At 31.8% G+C, this 16985-nt stretch carries 13 protein-coding genes; 7 read left to right on the top strand and 6 right to left on the bottom strand.

Annotated features, from left to right (window positions below; translation table 11 throughout):
- Positions 1-64 precede the first annotated feature (64 nt).
- Genes ACH5TW_RS13130 through ACH5TW_RS13115 form a run of 4 tightly spaced genes read left to right on the top strand, consistent with a single transcriptional unit; the run spans position 65 to position 3867 of the window.
- Complete coding sequence (locus ACH5TW_RS13130) at positions 65-1609, top strand: helicase HerA-like domain-containing protein (protein ID WP_439336955.1); 1545 nt, start codon at positions 65-67, stop codon at positions 1607-1609.
- Positions 1610-1655: 46 nt separating this feature from the next.
- Positions 1656-2210 carry a hypothetical protein gene (locus tag ACH5TW_RS13125; protein WP_439336954.1) on the top strand — a complete coding sequence of 185 codons (555 nt, stop codon included), beginning with the start codon at positions 1656-1658 and terminating at the stop codon, positions 2208-2210.
- 42 nt (positions 2211-2252) lie between these two features.
- Positions 2253-3080, top strand: coding sequence for an alpha/beta fold hydrolase (locus ACH5TW_RS13120; RefSeq protein WP_439336953.1), 828 nt, complete (start codon positions 2253-2255; stop codon positions 3078-3080).
- Between the two features lie 19 nt (positions 3081-3099).
- Entirely contained in the window at positions 3100-3867 is a 768-nt protein-coding gene (locus tag ACH5TW_RS13115; RefSeq protein WP_439336952.1) for a pseudouridine synthase, read from the top strand.
- A 78-nt stretch (positions 3868-3945) separates the two neighbouring features.
- Here ACH5TW_RS13115 and folD read toward each other — a convergent pair whose 3' ends face one another.
- The 4 genes from folD to ACH5TW_RS13095 form a co-directional block, all read right to left on the bottom strand.
- On the bottom strand, positions 3946-4824 hold the full coding sequence (gene folD, locus ACH5TW_RS13110) for a bifunctional methylenetetrahydrofolate dehydrogenase/methenyltetrahydrofolate cyclohydrolase FolD (RefSeq protein ID WP_439336951.1): 879 nt from the start codon (positions 4822-4824) through the stop codon (positions 3946-3948).
- A 39-nt stretch (positions 4825-4863) separates the two neighbouring features.
- Positions 4864-5241 (bottom strand): four helix bundle protein, encoded by a 378-nt coding sequence (locus ACH5TW_RS13105; protein WP_439336950.1) that lies wholly within the window; start codon positions 5239-5241, stop codon positions 4864-4866.
- A 47-nt stretch (positions 5242-5288) separates the two neighbouring features.
- The gene (ffh, locus tag ACH5TW_RS13100) at positions 5289-6617 is read right to left on the bottom strand and encodes a signal recognition particle protein (protein WP_439336949.1); all 1329 of its coding nucleotides are present in this window, start codon (positions 6615-6617) and stop codon (positions 5289-5291) included.
- A gap of 372 nt (positions 6618-6989) precedes the next feature.
- Positions 6990-8741 (bottom strand): hypothetical protein, encoded by a 1752-nt coding sequence (locus tag ACH5TW_RS13095; protein ID WP_439336948.1) that lies wholly within the window; start codon positions 8739-8741, stop codon positions 6990-6992.
- A gap of 114 nt (positions 8742-8855) precedes the next feature.
- On the opposite strand from ACH5TW_RS13095, the gene ACH5TW_RS13090 reads away from it, so the two are divergent.
- The 3 genes from ACH5TW_RS13090 (at position 8856) to ACH5TW_RS13080 (ending at position 12713) form a co-directional block, all read left to right on the top strand.
- The gene (locus tag ACH5TW_RS13090; RefSeq protein ID WP_439336947.1) at positions 8856-9371 is read left to right on the top strand and encodes an RNA polymerase sigma factor; all 516 of its coding nucleotides are present in this window, start codon (positions 8856-8858) and stop codon (positions 9369-9371) included.
- A gap of 95 nt (positions 9372-9466) precedes the next feature.
- Entirely contained in the window at positions 9467-10366 is a 900-nt protein-coding gene (locus ACH5TW_RS13085) for a FecR family protein (RefSeq protein WP_439336946.1), read from the top strand.
- Between the two features lie 37 nt (positions 10367-10403).
- Positions 10404-12713: a TonB-dependent receptor plug domain-containing protein gene (locus ACH5TW_RS13080; RefSeq protein ID WP_439336945.1), complete on the top strand. Its 2310-nt coding sequence runs from the start codon at positions 10404-10406 to the stop codon at positions 12711-12713.
- Between the two features lie 263 nt (positions 12714-12976).
- Here the strand turns inward: ACH5TW_RS13080 and ACH5TW_RS13075 are convergent, their stop codons facing one another.
- The gene (locus ACH5TW_RS13075) at positions 12977-15187 is read right to left on the bottom strand and encodes a rhamnogalacturonan lyase family protein (RefSeq protein WP_439336944.1); all 2211 of its coding nucleotides are present in this window, start codon (positions 15185-15187) and stop codon (positions 12977-12979) included.
- A 403-nt stretch (positions 15188-15590) separates the two neighbouring features.
- Positions 15591-16709, bottom strand: a complete 1119-nt coding sequence (locus tag ACH5TW_RS13070) for a hypothetical protein (RefSeq protein WP_439336943.1) — start codon at positions 16707-16709, stop codon at positions 15591-15593.
- Between the last annotated feature and the right edge of the window lie 276 nt (positions 16710-16985).

Below are 16985 nucleotides of genomic sequence, written 5' to 3'. Positions count from 1 at the left end.
GAATTAAAAAAGTCTATTTTTTTCTTGTTCGTTTTTCCTGTATTTTTACGCAAATTTATTTGGCATGAGTAACAAGGACACTTTTTTAAAACACATAACAGAAGGCAATACTACAAAGGGCGATTTTATTCCAGTTGGAGCTGCTATGTTAGATGGCGAAACCATAACAGGGGCTCATGTAAAAATTCCGCTAAAAACTCTAAACCGTCATGGTTTAATTGCTGGAGCTACTGGAACAGGAAAAACAAAATCGTTACAGGTTTTAGCCGAAAACTTAAGCGACAAAGGTGTTCCTGTATTACTAATGGATATTAAAGGTGATTTAAGTGGATTAGCTCAACCAAGTCCTGGACACGCTAAAATTGATGAACGTCATGAAAAAATTGGGCTTCCTTTTGAAGCTAAATCATTTCCAGTTGAAATTTTAACTTTATCGAAACAAGATGGTGTACGTTTAAGAGCTACCGTTAGTGAATTTGGACCGGTACTACTTTCAAGAATTTTAGATTTAAGTGAAACACAATCTGGCGTTGTTGCTGTTATTTTTCAGTATTGCGATGACAATAAAATGCCTGTTCTTGATTTAAAAGATTTTAAAAAGATTTTACAATATGCTACCCAAGAAGGTAAAGCTGAATTTACCGAAGCTTACGGAAGAATTTCTACCGCGTCAACAGGTGCTATTTTAAGAAAAATTGTAGAACTTGAACAACAAGGAGCTGATTTGTTTTTTGGTGAAACCTCGTTTGATGTTGATGATTTATTAAGAGTTAATGATGAAGGTCGTGGCTACATTAATATCATGAGACTGACTGATATTCAAGATAGACCCAAATTATTTTCAACGTTTATGTTGAGCTTATTAGCTGAAATTTATTCAACATTTCCTGAACAAGGTGATAGCGACAGACCAGAACTTATTATATTTATTGATGAAGCACATTTAATTTTTAATGAAGCTTCAAAAGCATTACTAAGTCAAATTGAAAGTATTGTAAAACTAATACGAAGTAAAGGTGTTGGTTTATATTTTGTTACACAAAACCCAACCGATGTTCCAGAAGGTGTATTAGGTCAACTAGGTTTAAAAATACAGCATGCTTTAAGAGCTTTTACTGCAAAAGACCGAAAAGCTATAAAGCTAACCGCAGAAAATTACCCAGATTCTGAGTATTACGATACTACCGAAGTTTTAACATCGTTAGGTATTGGAGAAGCTTTGGTGTCTGCTTTAGATGAAAAAGGACGTCCAACACCATTAGCTGCAACCATGATGCGCGCACCTATGAGTAGAATGGATGTTTTAACAGAAACTGAGTTAAGTAATTTACTTTCAAAATCTAAACTTGTAAAAAAGTATAACAAAACGGTTGATAGAGAAAGTGCTTATGAAATGCTTAATGAAAAAATTAAATTAGCTGAAACCGAAGAAGCTAAAGAAAAAGCAAAACAAGAAAAAGAAGCTCTTAAAAAAGCCGAATCTAAGAAGCGTACACGTTCTACATCAAGAAGAAAAAGTACAGCTATGAATCCTATTGTTAAAGTACTTACCAGTGCTACATTTATACGTAGCGTTTTTAGTATTCTAACTAAAGTCATGAAAAAATAAGTCGGCAACACGACATTTAATTAACAAGATAAACAAACCCCATTTAATGCGTCATTCATTTTTAGGCTTTTTAGCCATTACCCTATTATTAGCTAGTTGTAACCAAGAACAAAACCCATTTGAAATTAGCAAACAACATATTGGTTCCTTAACAGATTCTACACAAATAAAAGATTTAAAAACTATTTTCAGCAACGATTCTATTGTAAAATTTATTAGTGGTGATGAGTTTACTGGAAACAGAAATAATATAGACATCTTTGAGAAAGGTGGTAAAAAGCTATTAATCCTTACTCCAAAACAAACTTTAGATTCTACATCGGTAATTGAAAACATTCAAGTTATAGATCCGCGTTATAAAACGTCTAAAAACATATCTACATTAAGCACCTTTAAAGATATATCTAGCGCATATAAAATTTCAAAAATTAGCAACTTAATAAACTCTGTTCTTGTAACTGTTAATGAACTAAATGCTAGTTTTGTAATAGACAAAAAAGAACTTCCTGCTAATCTTAGATTTGATATGAATTTAAAGGTTGAAGCTATGCATATTCCAGATGATGCTAAAATCAAATATTTTTTCTTGAACTGGAATTAAAATACGACTCTTAAAAATTCATTGTAAATACAAATCATCTAAATGAGTAAATATATTCCTAAAATCATAGGACATACCATAAACTTTACAAGTTATTTTTCATCTAAATATGCTGCAAAACTGGCTGTTAAAATATTTTCGACACCCACGAAAGGTAAAATAAGTGAAGAAGAAGCAAGCTACCTTAAATCGGCTGTTCAAGAAGATATAACTTATAAAGATTTTTCTATAAAAACGTATCGCTGGAGCGGAAAAAAAGATACTGTATTATTAGCTCATGGTTGGGAAAGTAATGCTTATAGATGGAAAGACTTAATCGATCTATTAAAAAAACACGATTACAACATAATTGCTATTGATGCACCAGCACATGGTAATTCGGGCAGTAAAATATTTAATGCCGTTTTATATTCTGAATGTATACATCTGGTTGCTAAAAAATTTGATACAGACATTATCATAGGGCATTCTATTGGTGGTACTGCTGCTGCTATTTCATTAAACAAATACAGTTCGTTAACTACAAATAAACTAATATCGTTAGGAGCACCTTCTAACTTTCGCGGATTGGTTAATAACTATATTAATATAATGGCTTATAACAAAAAGGTTTCAAAAGCAATGAATGCTTATTATTTGAAACATTTTGGACAATTACCGGAATACTTTTCTGTTTCGAATTTCACAAAAAACATTCGAGCAAAAGGACTTATTATTCACGACAAAAAAGATAGAATCATTTCATATCGAGATGCTTTAGACTATTCTAAACACTACAAAAATTCTGAACTTATAAGAACCATTGGTTTTGGACATGGTTTAAAATCTGAAAAGGTTTACAATCATATTTTAGACTTTTTAAAGGCATAAAATATTGTACTTTTGCCCTATGGAAGAACAACTAAAACGCATCAATAAATTTTTAAGTGAAGTTGGTTATTGCTCACGTAGAGAAGCCGATAAACTTATTGAAGCAGGAAGTGTTACCATTAATGGTGTGATACCTGAAAAAGGTACAAAGATAGCGCCTAATGATGTCGTGCATGTTGATGGTGTAGAAATAGCAAACAAAAAAGAAGCTTTTGTTTATTTAGCGTTTAATAAACCTGTTGGCATTGTTTGTACAACCGATACCGGTGTTGAAAAAGACAATATCATTGATTTTATAAACTACCATAAACGTATTTTTCCTATTGGTAGATTAGATAAACCAAGTGAAGGCTTAATTCTTTTAACAGATGATGGCGATATTGTAAACAAAATTCTTCGAGCTAGTAATAACCATGAAAAAGAATATATTGTAACAGTAGACAAACCTATTTCTCAAACTTTTTTAGAGCGTATGCGCAATGGTATTTTACTAGAAGAGTTAAAGAAAACAACTAATAAATGCGCTGTTAAAAAGATAAACTCACATACCTTCAGTATTATTTTAACTCAAGGATTAAATAGGCAAATTAGACGTATGTGCGAATACTTAACGTATGAAGTTGAAACGCTTAAACGGGTTCGTATTATGAATATTAATTTAGATGTTCCTGTTGGGGAATACAGAGAACTTACTAAAGAAGAGTTCTTAGAATTAAATAAACTTTTAGAAGATTCTACTAAAGAATACAAAGCTAGTTTACCTAAAAAAAGCAAAAAACGCTTTTAATACATTTACAAAAAGCATAAAAAAACGCCTTATAAATTAAAATTTATAAGGCGTTTTTGCTAAGCTATATTTAATATTTTATTTCAAATTTCTTTCTCTAGCAAGTAACGTGTTTTTAAGTAGCATAGCAATTGTCATTGGCCCCACACCACCAGGAACAGGTGTTATATAACTCGCTTTTTTACTTACACTTTCAAATTCTACATCGCCAGCTAATCTGTATCCGTTTTTCTTGGTAGCATCTGGAACACGTGTAATACCAACATCAATAATAACAACATCTTCTTTAACCATATCTCCAGTTAAAAACTCAGAAATACCAATAGCAGCTACTATAATATCTGCTTGCTTAGTAATGTCGTTTAAATTTTTAGAACGACTATGAACTACGGTTACTGTAGCATCTCCCGCTTGCCTTTTCTGACTCATTAAAATACTCATTGGGCGACCAACAATATGGCTTCTTCCCATGACAACTACATTTTTACCAGAAGTCTCTACTTGATACCTTTCTAACAGCTCAAGAATTCCGTAAGGTGTTGCAGGTAAAAAGGTTGGTAAATCTAAAGCCATTTTTCCAACATTTGTTGGATGAAACCCATCAACATCTTTATCTGGATCTACTGCCATTAAAACCTTTTGTTCATCAATATGATCTGGTAAAGGTAATTGCACTATAAATCCATCAATATCATCATTATTATTTAGGTCATTTATTTTAGCTAATAATTCTTCTTCACTAGTATAATCTGGTAAATCTATAAGTGTAGAATTAAAGCCAATACGCTCACAAGCTTTTACTTTAGCATTCACATAGGTCATACTTGCACCATCTGTACCTACTAAAACAGCTGCAAGATGTGGTACTTTTTCTCCTTTAGAAACCATTGCCTTAACATGCTCAGCGATTTCATCTTTTATATCGTTACTTACTTTTTTACCGTCTAAAATTGTCATAAAAAATAGTGTTCAGTTGCAGTCGCAGTCACAGTTTGTTTACTCGTTTCCTGTGTTAACCCCGAACTTGCTTGGATTATTAATCATATAATTTATAAGTTTCCCAATTTCAACACCTAGCTGGGTTAACTTTAAATGTTTTTCTTTATCTATGTAATTACAGGCTAAAGCAAATTCTAACCATGTATTAGTTTCTGAATTTTCACCATCAGCATCAGTAAGTTTACTTATAAAATGCTTTGGGTATCTTCTTTTTCTATAAGCTTCTGATATGTTTGCACATACTGATCGTGAACTTCTTCTAATTTGATCTGTTAATGAATATGTTTCCTCTTTTGGAAAAGATTTAGAGATTTCAAAAATCAACATAGCTAATTCAAAAGATTTTTGATAAGCTAATAATTTTTTGAAATCCATAAAGTTTCTTTTTCTGTTTAAACTGAAAACTGAGACTGTAAACTAAATCACTTCATATTCTTCATCATCTGCATCATCTTTTTACCGCCACCACCTTGCATCATCTTCATCATTTTGCTCATTTGGTTAAACTGTTTTAAAAGCTGATTTACTTGCTGAACAGACGTTCCTGAACCTTTTCCTATTCTAATTTTTCTACTTGCATTTATTATTGAGGGGTTCGTTCTTTCTTTAGGCGTCATAGAGTGAATGATAGCTTCAATACCTTTAAAAGCATCATCGTCAATATCAACATCTTTCATCATTTTTCCAGCACCAGGAATCATGCCCATAAGGTCTTTCATGTTCCCCATTTTCTTAATCTGCTGAATTTGCTTTAAGAAATCGTCAAACCCAAATTGGTTTTTAGCAATCTTCTTTTGCAACTTACGAGCTTCTACCTCATCAAACTGTTCTTGAGCACGTTCTACTAACGACACCACATCTCCCATACCTAAGATACGATCTGCCATACGAGATGGATAGAACACATCAATAGCTTCCATTTTCTCACCTGTACCAATAAACTTAATTGGTTTATTTACTACAGATTTAATAGAAATAGCAGCTCCACCACGAGTATCACCATCTAATTTGGTTAGAATAACACCATCAAAATTCAAGACATCGTTAAAGGCTTTTGCTGTATTTACAGCATCTTGCCCAGTCATAGAATCTACAACAAACAAAGTTTCTTGTGGTTTAATAGCATTATGAATATTAGATATTTCGGTCATCATCGCCTCATCTACAGCTAAACGACCAGCGGTATCTATAATAACGACATTAAATCCGTTTGCTTTTGCATGGGCAATACCTGCTTTAGAAATAGCAACAGGATCGTTATTTCCTTTATCGCTAAAAACCTCCACACCAATTTGATCTCCAACTACATGTAATTGGTCTATTGCTGCAGGACGATATACATCACAGGCTACTAATAAAGGTTTCTTTGTTTTTTTATTTTTAAGGTAATTAGCTAGCTTACCAGAAAAGGTTGTTTTACCAGAACCTTGTAAACCCGACATTAAAATAACGCTTGGTGTACCAGAAAGGTTAAGCCCTTCGGCATCGCCTCCCATAAGTTCGGTTAACTCGTCTTTAACTATTTTAACCATTAATTGCCCTGGTTGTAATGTTGTTAAAACATCTTGCCCAAGAGCTTTTTCTTTAACTCTGGTAGTAAACTCTTTTGCTATTTTAAAGTTAACATCGGCATCTAGTAAAGCGCGTCTTACTTCTTTTAAAGTTTCGGCAACGTTTACTTCTGTAATACTTCCGTGTCCTTTAAGAACGTGTAAGGCTTTATCTAATTTATCGCTTAAATTATTAAACATAGGTTTATATATTCTGTAAGCAGTGTGGTATTAATAATCTGCTTTATGATTAAAAATGAAGTTGCAAAGTTAATGATTTGCTATGTATTAATAAAGTTGGTTTTTATAAAAAAAATGATTGTTTTTTGTTTGCTTGTTTTTTTTGCGTTAAGGATTGAACGGTCTGTTTGAGCTCGCCGACGATAGGAGGAAGCGAGTAGTGAAAGCCCGACCTTTATCCTGAAATTAATTCAGGATAAAGGTAACGCCTAAAATATATTTATAAAAAAAAAGGTTGCCAAATAAAATTGACAACCTTTATAAAGGAAACTTAACTTATAAATTAACCTAACAAACCGAAAAGATAAGGGGTTCCTTTTTTACCAAAACATATTATACTTTCTTTTCAAGAACTAAAATACGTTCTATTGCTCCAGTAGAACTATAGTCTTTCAACTCTATTCTATTTTGAGTAATTTCTTTAATTTTCCATCTATGATTTAAGTCATCAAACGGTGCATTATTTCCGAAAAACATTCCTAGGTATAAACCTTCATTTCTATATGCTAACCAAGAACCACTGAAAATGCCATCATTAGGATCGGTAACTTTAGCGCGTCCAGATTCCATAAAGTTTAAAGTGTACATATAAAATTCTTCTGGTTTATTTTCTCCATTTACATGATAAGCAGCAACTTCCCACTCACCATTAATTAAAACACTATCAACAAAGGTTAAATCGTTATCGGCATCTGGACAATGTCTTTTTAAAACCATTTTGTTGTTAGCATTTTCAAGCTTAATTAAACCTGACTCCAAGAAAGTAATTAACCATTCTAGATTTAAATTTGGTCGTCCTTCTAAATTAACTTGTAAAATAAAACCAGTGTTTCTAACACCAATTTCATAAGTTCCTGCTACCAACTCTCCATTAACTCTAAGTTTTACAACGTTATTTTCTAAAAATTTAAGTGGTGTACCAATATAATCTTTTTCATTATCTGTTCCGTTTACATTTAAACGAGATACTCTCCAGAAACATTCTTGTAAATAGTTTTCTATTCTTTGTTTAGTAATATCAATAACTACTTCACAATTTTTCTTTAAAATAATTCTGTTCCCTCCTGCTTGGTATAACTTTATTCTACCAGGTCCTAAATCATATACAAACCATTCTAAAGTAAAGTCTGCTAAATTATTGAACTCTAAGTTTATTAAAGCTCCATTATCTGTTACACGTGTAGACCAAGTACCTGTTAACATATCGCCTCCTCTAGCACGCATTTTTACAACATTATCAGCTTTAAATTGAATGGCATACTCATTATACTGTTCTATTAAATTATCTTGATTTCTTTCAAATTCATGAACAACCCAAGGGCAAGTCATCAATAAATTATCTAAACGCTCTTTATCAAAATCGTTATCATGATAGTCATTATCATCATCTTCATCACAAGCATCTTTTGCTTCTTTAATAACACGTTGTAATTCTTCATTATTGGTTACAACAATTTCAGAACCATCGGCTAAAACCATATTTATAGGAAAGTTAAGACTTGCTAAAAACTCTGAACTTCTAACACGTTTTAAGAAACGATGTAATGCTCTGTCATTTTCAACATTAACAACATCTATAACTTCAAAGGCTGTATCGTATACAGAAAATGCTAATGGATATTTAAAATCAATACATTCAATATCATCATCTTCTTCATTTTCACCAACACAATCTTGAATTAACTCTTGTAGCGCTTGACGGTTTTCTAAAATAAACTCTTCAAATTCTGATGTAATAATAGTAATAGGAAATACAATTTCTAAAATATCATCATCATTTTCAAACTCATCAAATATGGCTTTAATAACCTTATAATCTTCTTCAGAATCAACTGTAATTTCAAGACCATTTACAATAACCGTAACTGGCAACTCTATAGATAAGCAACTTGCTTTATCAATAATATTATCTTTAGATCCATCTAACTTAGCAGTAGAAGTCATTAAAGATGTAAGTTCTGAAGTTGCAGTGAGAGCTTCTGCTTCTTCAGGAACTGAGATATCTGTTACTTCATCTTGACACGAAGTAAATATTAAAAGGGCAAAAAAAGGTAATAGCAATAATGTTTTTAATTTAATTTTCATGATTTTTGAATTTGGGTTAAACATAGCTTTTTGAATATAAAACAGGATAACTTTAAAAATTCCTACCCTGTATCTCCTTTTTTTTTATTTTAGTGCCACCAACTACCAATAATAATGGGGAAACAACTACATGAAAATATTTGCAAGGAACATATATTTTCTGCAATATTTAATAAATACTCTAAAGATTTACATAACTTTTTATATTATAAGTTTGGTGATTTATTAAACCCGAAGGACAAGGTACAGGAAGCTTTTGTTAAGTTATGGCAAAACTGCGCTAAAATTTCACCAGATAAAGCAAAGAGTTTTGTTTTTACTACAGCTAATAATTTAATGCTAAATGAGGTTGCCCACCAAAAGGTAGTCTTAAAGCACCAGCAAACCAAACCTAAAATGTATACTAACGAAAGCCCTGAGTTTTTAATGCAGGAAAGTGAGTATAATGATAAATTACAAAAAGCGCTTAGTAATTTAACTGAAGCACAACGCGAAGCTTTTATGATGAATCGTGTTGAAGGAAAACGTTTTAAAGAAATTGCTGAAATTTTAAATATTTCTACCAAAGCTGTTGAAAAACGTATTTATGGCGCTTTGACTAAATTACGGAAGGATATTAAAGAGTTGTAAAAAAGACTGAAGACTGAAATTTAAGTTTTTGAAAAAAAATTAAATTAAAGGGTAGGAAAAAATAAAACACAACTGTTATATAATTGAATAAGCAAATGATGAACAGAGAAAAGCTCATATCGAAATGGTTAGACAACGATCTAAATGATCTAGAACTTGAAGCGTTTAAAAACCTTGAAGACTATGATGATTTAGTAAAGTTAGACAACAGTTTACAGGCTTTTAAGGCAAATGATTACGACACATCTAAAGAACTGGAAATCGTATTATCTACCCTTAAAAGTAAAAAGCAAGAATCAACACATTGGTTTAAACCTTTTATGCGTGTTGCAGCTATACTTGCCATTTGCTTTAGTTTATACTACTACACAACAACTATAGACACAACCATAACAACTACAGTAGCTCAAAAAACAACTATTGAGTTACCAGATGCATCTAGTGTTTCCCTAAACGCTAAATCGTTATTAGTTTTTAATAAAAAAGATTGGAAAAACGAACGCGAAGTAGAACTTCAAGGTGAAGCTTTTTTTAAAGTTGCCAAAGGCTCTTCTTTTAGCGTTATTACAAAATTAGGAGCTGTAACAGTTTATGGTACTCAATTTAATGTAAAACAACGAAATAATTATTTTGAGGTTATTTGCTACGAAGGTTTAGTTGGAGTCACCCACAATTCTCATGAAACGAAATTAAAACCTGGAGACAGTTTTTTAATTATAGATGGGGAAATTATTGCTAAAGAAAAAGAAAACCGCACTACACCTTCGTGGTTAAATAACGAAAGTACTTTTAAAAGTTTACCATACAAAACAATTATTGCCGAATTTGAAAGACAATATGATGTAAATATTACTTTAATTAACATTGATTCTACTAAATTATTTACAGGTAGTTTTACCCACAATAATTTAGAAGTTGCTTTGAAATCCATTTCCTTACCCTTACATTTAACATATAGTAAAACCAACAATACTATTATATTAAAAGGTGAATAAAAACAGGTGTTTTTCTATTTTTATATTATTGTTTTTTTTGAATATTGCTTATCTAAAAGCTCAAACCATTCAAGAAGGAAAGCAGCCACTTATCTCCATTTTAAAAACACTCGAAAAAAACTATAACATCCGTTTTTCTTATATAGATGAAACTATTAAAGACAAAAAAGCAACGCCTTTAAAAAACGATTTAACGTTACAAGAAGCTTTAGAGTTTTTAAAGCTAGAGACCAATCTAGATTTTGAGCTATTAAACAATAGGTTTGTGGTTATAAAAAAACCTCGAAAAGACAATCATCTTAATAGCACACAACGATTAAAAGAAATTGTAGTAAGTAATTATCTTACAACGGGTATTACAAAACTAAACGATGGGTCTATTACTATAAAACCTGAAACATTTGGTATTCTTCCTGGATTAATAGAACCCGATGTTTTACAAACTATCCAAGCGCTTCCAGGTGTTTTAAGTGCCGATGAAACTGTATCGAACATTAACATTCGTGGTGGAACACACGATCAAAATTTACTATTATTAGATGGTATTAAAATGTACCAATCTGGACATTTTTTTGGGCTCATTTCGGCCTTTAATCCTTATACAACTAAACATGTTAATGTATACAAAAACGGATCGCGTGCTAAATACGGCGATGGTATTTCTAGTATTATAGACATGCAACTATCGGATAAGATTGATAACGAATTTAAAGCAGGCTTAGGCTTTAATTTAATAAATGCCGATGGTTATGCTAAAATTCCGTTATCTAAAAAAACCGAATTACAATTATCAACACGTCGTTCTATAACCGATTTAATAAATACCTCAACCTTCGAGCAATATTCAAAGCGTATTTTTCAAGATTCCGATTTTAATACGGCTAAAAATGATGACAATTTTATTTCACAAAATGAATCGTTTTTCTTTTACGATGTTACTGCTAAATTTCTATATGATATTACTAAAAAAGATAAAATAAGACTTCACTTTTTAAATATCTATAACGATTTAAAATATGATGAACAATCTACTATAAACGACAGAGACGAAGCTTTAAACAGTAAATTATCACAACGTAATACAGCTATCGGGGTTACTTATACAAGAGACTGGAGTAAAACACTATCTACAACCTCACAAATTTATATATCTAATTATGATTTAGATGCTACCAATTTTGATGTTTTAAATAACCAACGCCTTATTCAAGAAAACGAAGTGTATGATGGTTCTGCTAAAATGGATATTAATTTCACACCAAATGACCAATTTAAAATTAATGGAGGTTATCAGTTTAGTGAAGTTGGCATCAGTAATTTAGAAGATGTTAGCAACCCCAATTTCAGAAGCTATATAAAAGAAGTTATAAGAAGCCACGCTATTTATGCTGAAACTAACTTACTATCGAATAATGCAAAAACTAAATTAGTTTTGGGTGGCCGTATAAACTATTTTGAAAAACTGGATATGGTTTTAGCAGAGCCAAGGTTTAATTTTAGTCAACGATTTTTAAATTATTTTAGATTTGAGGTTTTAGGAGAATTTAAAAGTCAGACAACTACACAAATTATAGATTTACAAAACGATTTTTTAGGCATAGAAAACAGACGATGGATTTTAGCAAACAACAACAAAGAGGTTGAAATCAACAATAACAAAACCACATACCCTGTACCCGTTTTAAAAAGCAAACAAGCTTCTGCAGGTATACACTACAACAAAAACAAACTACTAATAAGTGCCGAAGGTTATATAAAAAAAGTAGATGGTATTACAGCTAGAAGTCAAGGTTTTCAAAACCAATATCAATTTGTAAACAGCATTGGAAGTTATAACATTAAAGGTATTGATGTTTTACTAAACAAACAATTTAATGATATTGTTAGCACTTGGATATCATATTCCTACAGTAGTAACAATTATACGTTTAACAATTTAAATGAAGGTCAACCATTTCCGAACAATGCAGATATAAGACACGCTATAACTTTTGCTGGTACTTACACATATAAAGATATAAAAGTAGCTTTAGGTTTAAATTGGCATTCTGGAAAACCTACAACATTACCAGATGCTAACACTCCTGTAGAAGATGGAGGAATAATCTACCAAAGTCCAAATAACTCTAATTTAAACGATTATTTAAGAACAGACTGCTCTGCTACTTATAGGTTTCACATTTCTGATACGGCACGTGCTACAATTGGTGCTTCTATTTGGAATATTTTAAACAAAAAAAACATCATTAATACTTATTATACTCTAGATGATGCAAATGAAGTTAACAAAGTTGAAAACCAGTCGTTAGGCATTACTCCAAATGTAAGTTTTCGGGTAATTTTTTAGTTTGATTACCTAAGAAGTTTCAAATATCTTCCTTTAACGATTGATTTCAATCAATTATACTGAACTTGTTTCAGTATAATAATAGAAGAAAACCACAAAGTAAGACTTATTCAAAAACTCATGATAAATAGAACACTAGTAATAATATTATTATTTCTTTTAACAGTTGATGGATTCTGTCAATTCAAAAAAACTTATCTCCTGCCATAAAAAGAAATAAAAAGTGTCATAAAATCTCCAATTAACTACTTTTTGTTAGCTAATTAATCTGTTTTTATAATCTTTAGGGTCACTGGTTCTGTTAAATTAATTTTCAAGAAATACATTCCAGCAGGTTTATCTGCAATATCTAGTTTAAAGTTCCTTCCATTTAACTCATGATTTTGTTTAGAAATCAACGCTCCATTAGTATTATATAATTCGACATTGACATTATTCATGAATATAGGTAGGTTTATTTCGAAAACCCCATTAGAAGGATTTGGATAAATATTTACACCCTCTGTTTTTTCCTTTTGAACCACGTCTAACGATCCCCCTGCATTTACCAATTGAATATTAGGAGATGGAGGTGCATCCATTCCGCCTCCAAAATAAAATCCAAGATTTGGAGGCTGGTTATACGAATTGTTCTGCCATGCAATAGCCGACCTGTAGTTAGGATCATGCATTAAAGTATACATTCTTTGCTCAGTAGTGAAAGGAGTAACAAAGACAACCATACCAGTGTTATCAGTACGCCTGTATATAACCTCTTCTCTCCAATCCCCCAAAATATCAGCCATAAGACAAGGATTCGATTTAGTAGAATTATTGTCACTAATTGGTGCTATATTATATAATGAAGCTACCCTGTCGGTCCCATTTCCATTCCATTTAGTTATTACAGTTCTGTCGAGTATTTCACGTTGAACATCATCATCCCACCAAACACCAAAATTATAAGAAGATCCGTTACCCGCAGTAGTTGGTATTGAATTTGATATAAGTTGACCTGTACAGCTACGGAGACCAGAACCGTCAGAGCCCCATACTTCCATACCTTTGTATTCTGGGTCTACATCGGCAGCCATACATCGTCCAATATCACCACTTGACCAATTTGCCCATTGTACTGTACCTGTCTCAGCATTTCTAATTGATATACCTGGGATTGCTCCACCAGCATGCTCTTGACAGCTAAAATATTCCAAACCAGGAATATCAGGATTAATATCTGCTAAATGAGCAGCATCACCATGACCAAAAGTGGTGGAGTAAAGACCATTACCATATTCATCAACTGTCATGCCTCCATAAGTTATCTCGTCTCTACCGTCACCATCAACATCTCCGGCAGCAAGATTATGATTTCCTTGTCCATGATAAGCAGAAGCAACACCATTAGGACTACTATCCCAAGCCCATTCTTGTGTTAATTGACCATCTCTAAAATGCCATGCTTCAAGTTTTGTGCGTTCATAAATCCCTCTACCGATTACAAAGCTTGGATTTACACCATCTAGATAAGCAACTGCCCACATGCATTTGGTAGCCCTATGACCAAGTTGTGAAAGGTTTTGTCCTGGTTGCCCCCATTGTTCTATTGGTGCTAAACTTATGTAGAAATCCCATGCAATTTCTGCACCTGTCATACCATCAAAAATTGATATATAATCTGGGCCGTAGGTTCTGAACCAAAAAGGGCCGTTTTGTTTTGCTGAAGCACGATAATTGATAAATCCATCTTCATCTCTGTCTCCAATATCATTACCTAAACCGTCAATCATACCATCTGAAGTTCTGGTAGCAACTTCGGCTTTTCCATCGTTATCAAAATCGTAAACCAAAAAGTTTACCTCAACCGCGTGTAATAAATTAGGTCCCAAATCGATAGCCCACATAAATGTGCCATCAAGTTCATACGCTTCAAGATAGTGATTATAGGGTGAGGTAGGAGATTCATCATTTGAAAGTCTTTTTATAACAATTTCGTATTCTCCATCTCCATCAAGATCACCAACAGAAGCATCATTAATATTATGAGTTGTGTAACCATCATTAACCGACCTGACTGGAATAGTAAAAAAGGATTCTGATATACGACTTTTAGCTTCGGAACGTGCTTGCTCTACTCCATCAATAACAGCAGACACACTGTAATCTCCAGGAAAGAATCCCTGGGTATCAGTATAATTTGAAACACTAAGATTGGAAGCAATTTGTGCCCCTCCACGGTATACATTATAGGTAGCATTCTGAGCATATTCATCACCGGGAATTCGCCAACTTACTAGTACAGAATTACCACCAGTTACCATTGCTATTAGTCCTCTGTCGAGGTTTTCCATGTAACGTTGCCCGAAAAGCGAGGAGCTCCAAAGCGTAATGACACTAATTAAAGACAAGCTCATAAGTAACCTGCTCTTAAATATTTTTTTAACCGTAAAATGATAAACTAATAAGGTGTTTTTAATTATATGTTTCGTTTTCATGAATAAACTTTTAAACTAGAAAAATAACTTTGAGTACAAGAGTAATTATAATATTGAATGTTTCAATAAATTGACTACTATTACAGGGAAACAAATTAGTTTAGCTGATAATTTGTAAACGTTTTGAATATAGCTATTTTATAATGATAAAAATATTTATGTTTTCGCACTATTCTGTCCTGTACTTACCTGTTATAAATGTATTATTTACAAATATTCCAAAAAATCGCAAATTAAAGTTTAATTCTAAGGCCTGGAATAAAATATGCTTGTATTGTAAACAGGGTTTTTACAACTTGACGCTTTTTTTTGTGGGGATAGAGATTGGAAAATGTATTTTAGCGGAGCAGGAGCTGTACTGTCAATTTAATTATAAACCAATTATAAAATGAAACGATTTCTTTTATTTTTTTTTAAAATACACCTGATTCCATTTATCAGGAAAATCATTGTAACGAAGTACTGCCCATGTTTGTTTTTTGCATTCCTCGCTAAGCTTATAATGATTTAACATAAGAACGATTCCTTTCTTAGAAAGATAAAAATCGGGAAAACGAAAAGTTTTTTCATTAGTATAAGAACACTTTGAGTTGTTTATTTCTTTTGAATAAGAATCGTTTAGATATTTCTCTATTTTTTCCTCAAAAACATCAATTCGATATTTAAAATATTCTCGAGATCCATTTCGAGGAACTTCTCCTTCTCCAAACCAGAGTAAATCTTCAAGATTTAATGTTTTAAGATTTTTTAAATCTAGAGTTAAGTAAACAATAGAATCAGTTGCTTTAGTGTTACTAATATTACTTTTTATTGATTTTACAATACTTAGTAAATATGCACTTGCATAGTGAATATTTATTTCTGTTTCATAATTTTCGTAATTATAACCGTTAAGTATATCTTTTATAAAAAATTGTTCAAGATAATTATTTATTTTAACCATAGTAGAATCAGAATATCCATCAACGAAACGAAATAATTTAATTTGAGATCCTGTTTCAGTAAGCCATTCTATTTTCACCCCCTTTTTTAACTTTTGAATCGATGTTGATTCATATTTTATTTCACTAAGCAGACTATAGTTATAAGGTGATAATGTCTTTTTAAAATCTTCATTTTTTATAGCATGGGGTTTAGATTGATTTATCATAATAGGTCGAAGAAAAACCTCACAAACCTTACCGCCTGGAGTTCTTTGTTTTCCGAACCAATTATGAAACGAATCTTCAGTTATAACAATCTGCTCAAATGATTCCTGTTTTTTTGTTTCTAAATTGTATCTCAACGAATTTAAGGTGAATGTAAGAGAATCAAATTCAACCTCCATGTAAATAGTTTTTTTTTCATCACGAAAACTATATCTCCCGTTATAATACCCCTCAACACTTCGAAGTTCCATAATTACTTCTCGATCACCTATAGTACCTTCTAGACTATACACCTTTTCTACATGTGCTATTACAGTCATGGTAGTAAAAAAAAACAACAGACATAATAGAATGCCTTTTTTAAAATTGATCATAGTAATTGGTTTCGTGAATTCAAGTGTCCAATTCAATAATTTATAATTTAAAACACAGTGCAAATTAGCATAAATTTAGCTTAGTTTAATAGACGTGTACATTTTTTTATAAATCTAATAGTTGAGCTCGCATGTTCACACTCCTTTTGTTATTTGTTTTAAAGTTTAACTTAACATAGTTAGACTGAACATTTGTATGCTAGATTTAAAGTAACCAGAATTAACTTTGAATCATAAAATAGAGAATGGAAGATTTAAAGCAATATGTGAAATACC

It is taken from the genome of Thalassobellus sediminis (genome assembly GCF_044386045.1).
Taxonomy (GTDB): domain Bacteria; phylum Bacteroidota; class Bacteroidia; order Flavobacteriales; family Flavobacteriaceae; genus Thalassobellus; species Thalassobellus sediminis.
Note: the sequence above shows the minus strand (reverse complement) of the source record. Positions and strands in the feature narration are given on the sequence as shown.

Bases quoted from the DNA above. Each gene is read 5' to 3' on its own strand.
- ACH5TW_RS13075 (WP_439336944.1), bottom strand. From the start codon at position 15,187: ATGAAAACGAAACATATAATTAAAAACACCTTATTAGTTTATCATTTT.
- ACH5TW_RS13115 (WP_439336952.1), top strand. From the start codon at position 3,100: ATGGAAGAACAACTAAAACGCATCAATAAATTTTTAAGTGAAGTTGGT.
- folD (WP_439336951.1), bottom strand. From the start codon at position 4,824: ATGACAATTTTAGACGGTAAAAAAGTAAGTAACGATATAAAAGATGAA.
- ACH5TW_RS13090 (WP_439336947.1), top strand. From the start codon at position 8,856: ATGGGGAAACAACTACATGAAAATATTTGCAAGGAACATATATTTTCT.
- ACH5TW_RS13125 (WP_439336954.1), top strand. From the start codon at position 1,656: ATGCGTCATTCATTTTTAGGCTTTTTAGCCATTACCCTATTATTAGCT.
- ACH5TW_RS13095 (WP_439336948.1), bottom strand. From the start codon at position 8,741: ATGAAAATTAAATTAAAAACATTATTGCTATTACCTTTTTTTGCCCTT.
- ACH5TW_RS13070 (WP_439336943.1), bottom strand. From the start codon at position 16,709: ATGATCAATTTTAAAAAAGGCATTCTATTATGTCTGTTGTTTTTTTTT.
- ACH5TW_RS13120 (WP_439336953.1), top strand. From the start codon at position 2,253: ATGAGTAAATATATTCCTAAAATCATAGGACATACCATAAACTTTACA.
- ACH5TW_RS13130 (WP_439336955.1), top strand. From the start codon at position 65: ATGAGTAACAAGGACACTTTTTTAAAACACATAACAGAAGGCAATACT.
- ffh (WP_439336949.1), bottom strand. From the start codon at position 6,617: ATGTTTAATAATTTAAGCGATAAATTAGATAAAGCCTTACACGTTCTT.
- ACH5TW_RS13105 (WP_439336950.1), bottom strand. From the start codon at position 5,241: ATGGATTTCAAAAAATTATTAGCTTATCAAAAATCTTTTGAATTAGCT.
- ACH5TW_RS13085 (WP_439336946.1), top strand. From the start codon at position 9,467: ATGATGAACAGAGAAAAGCTCATATCGAAATGGTTAGACAACGATCTA.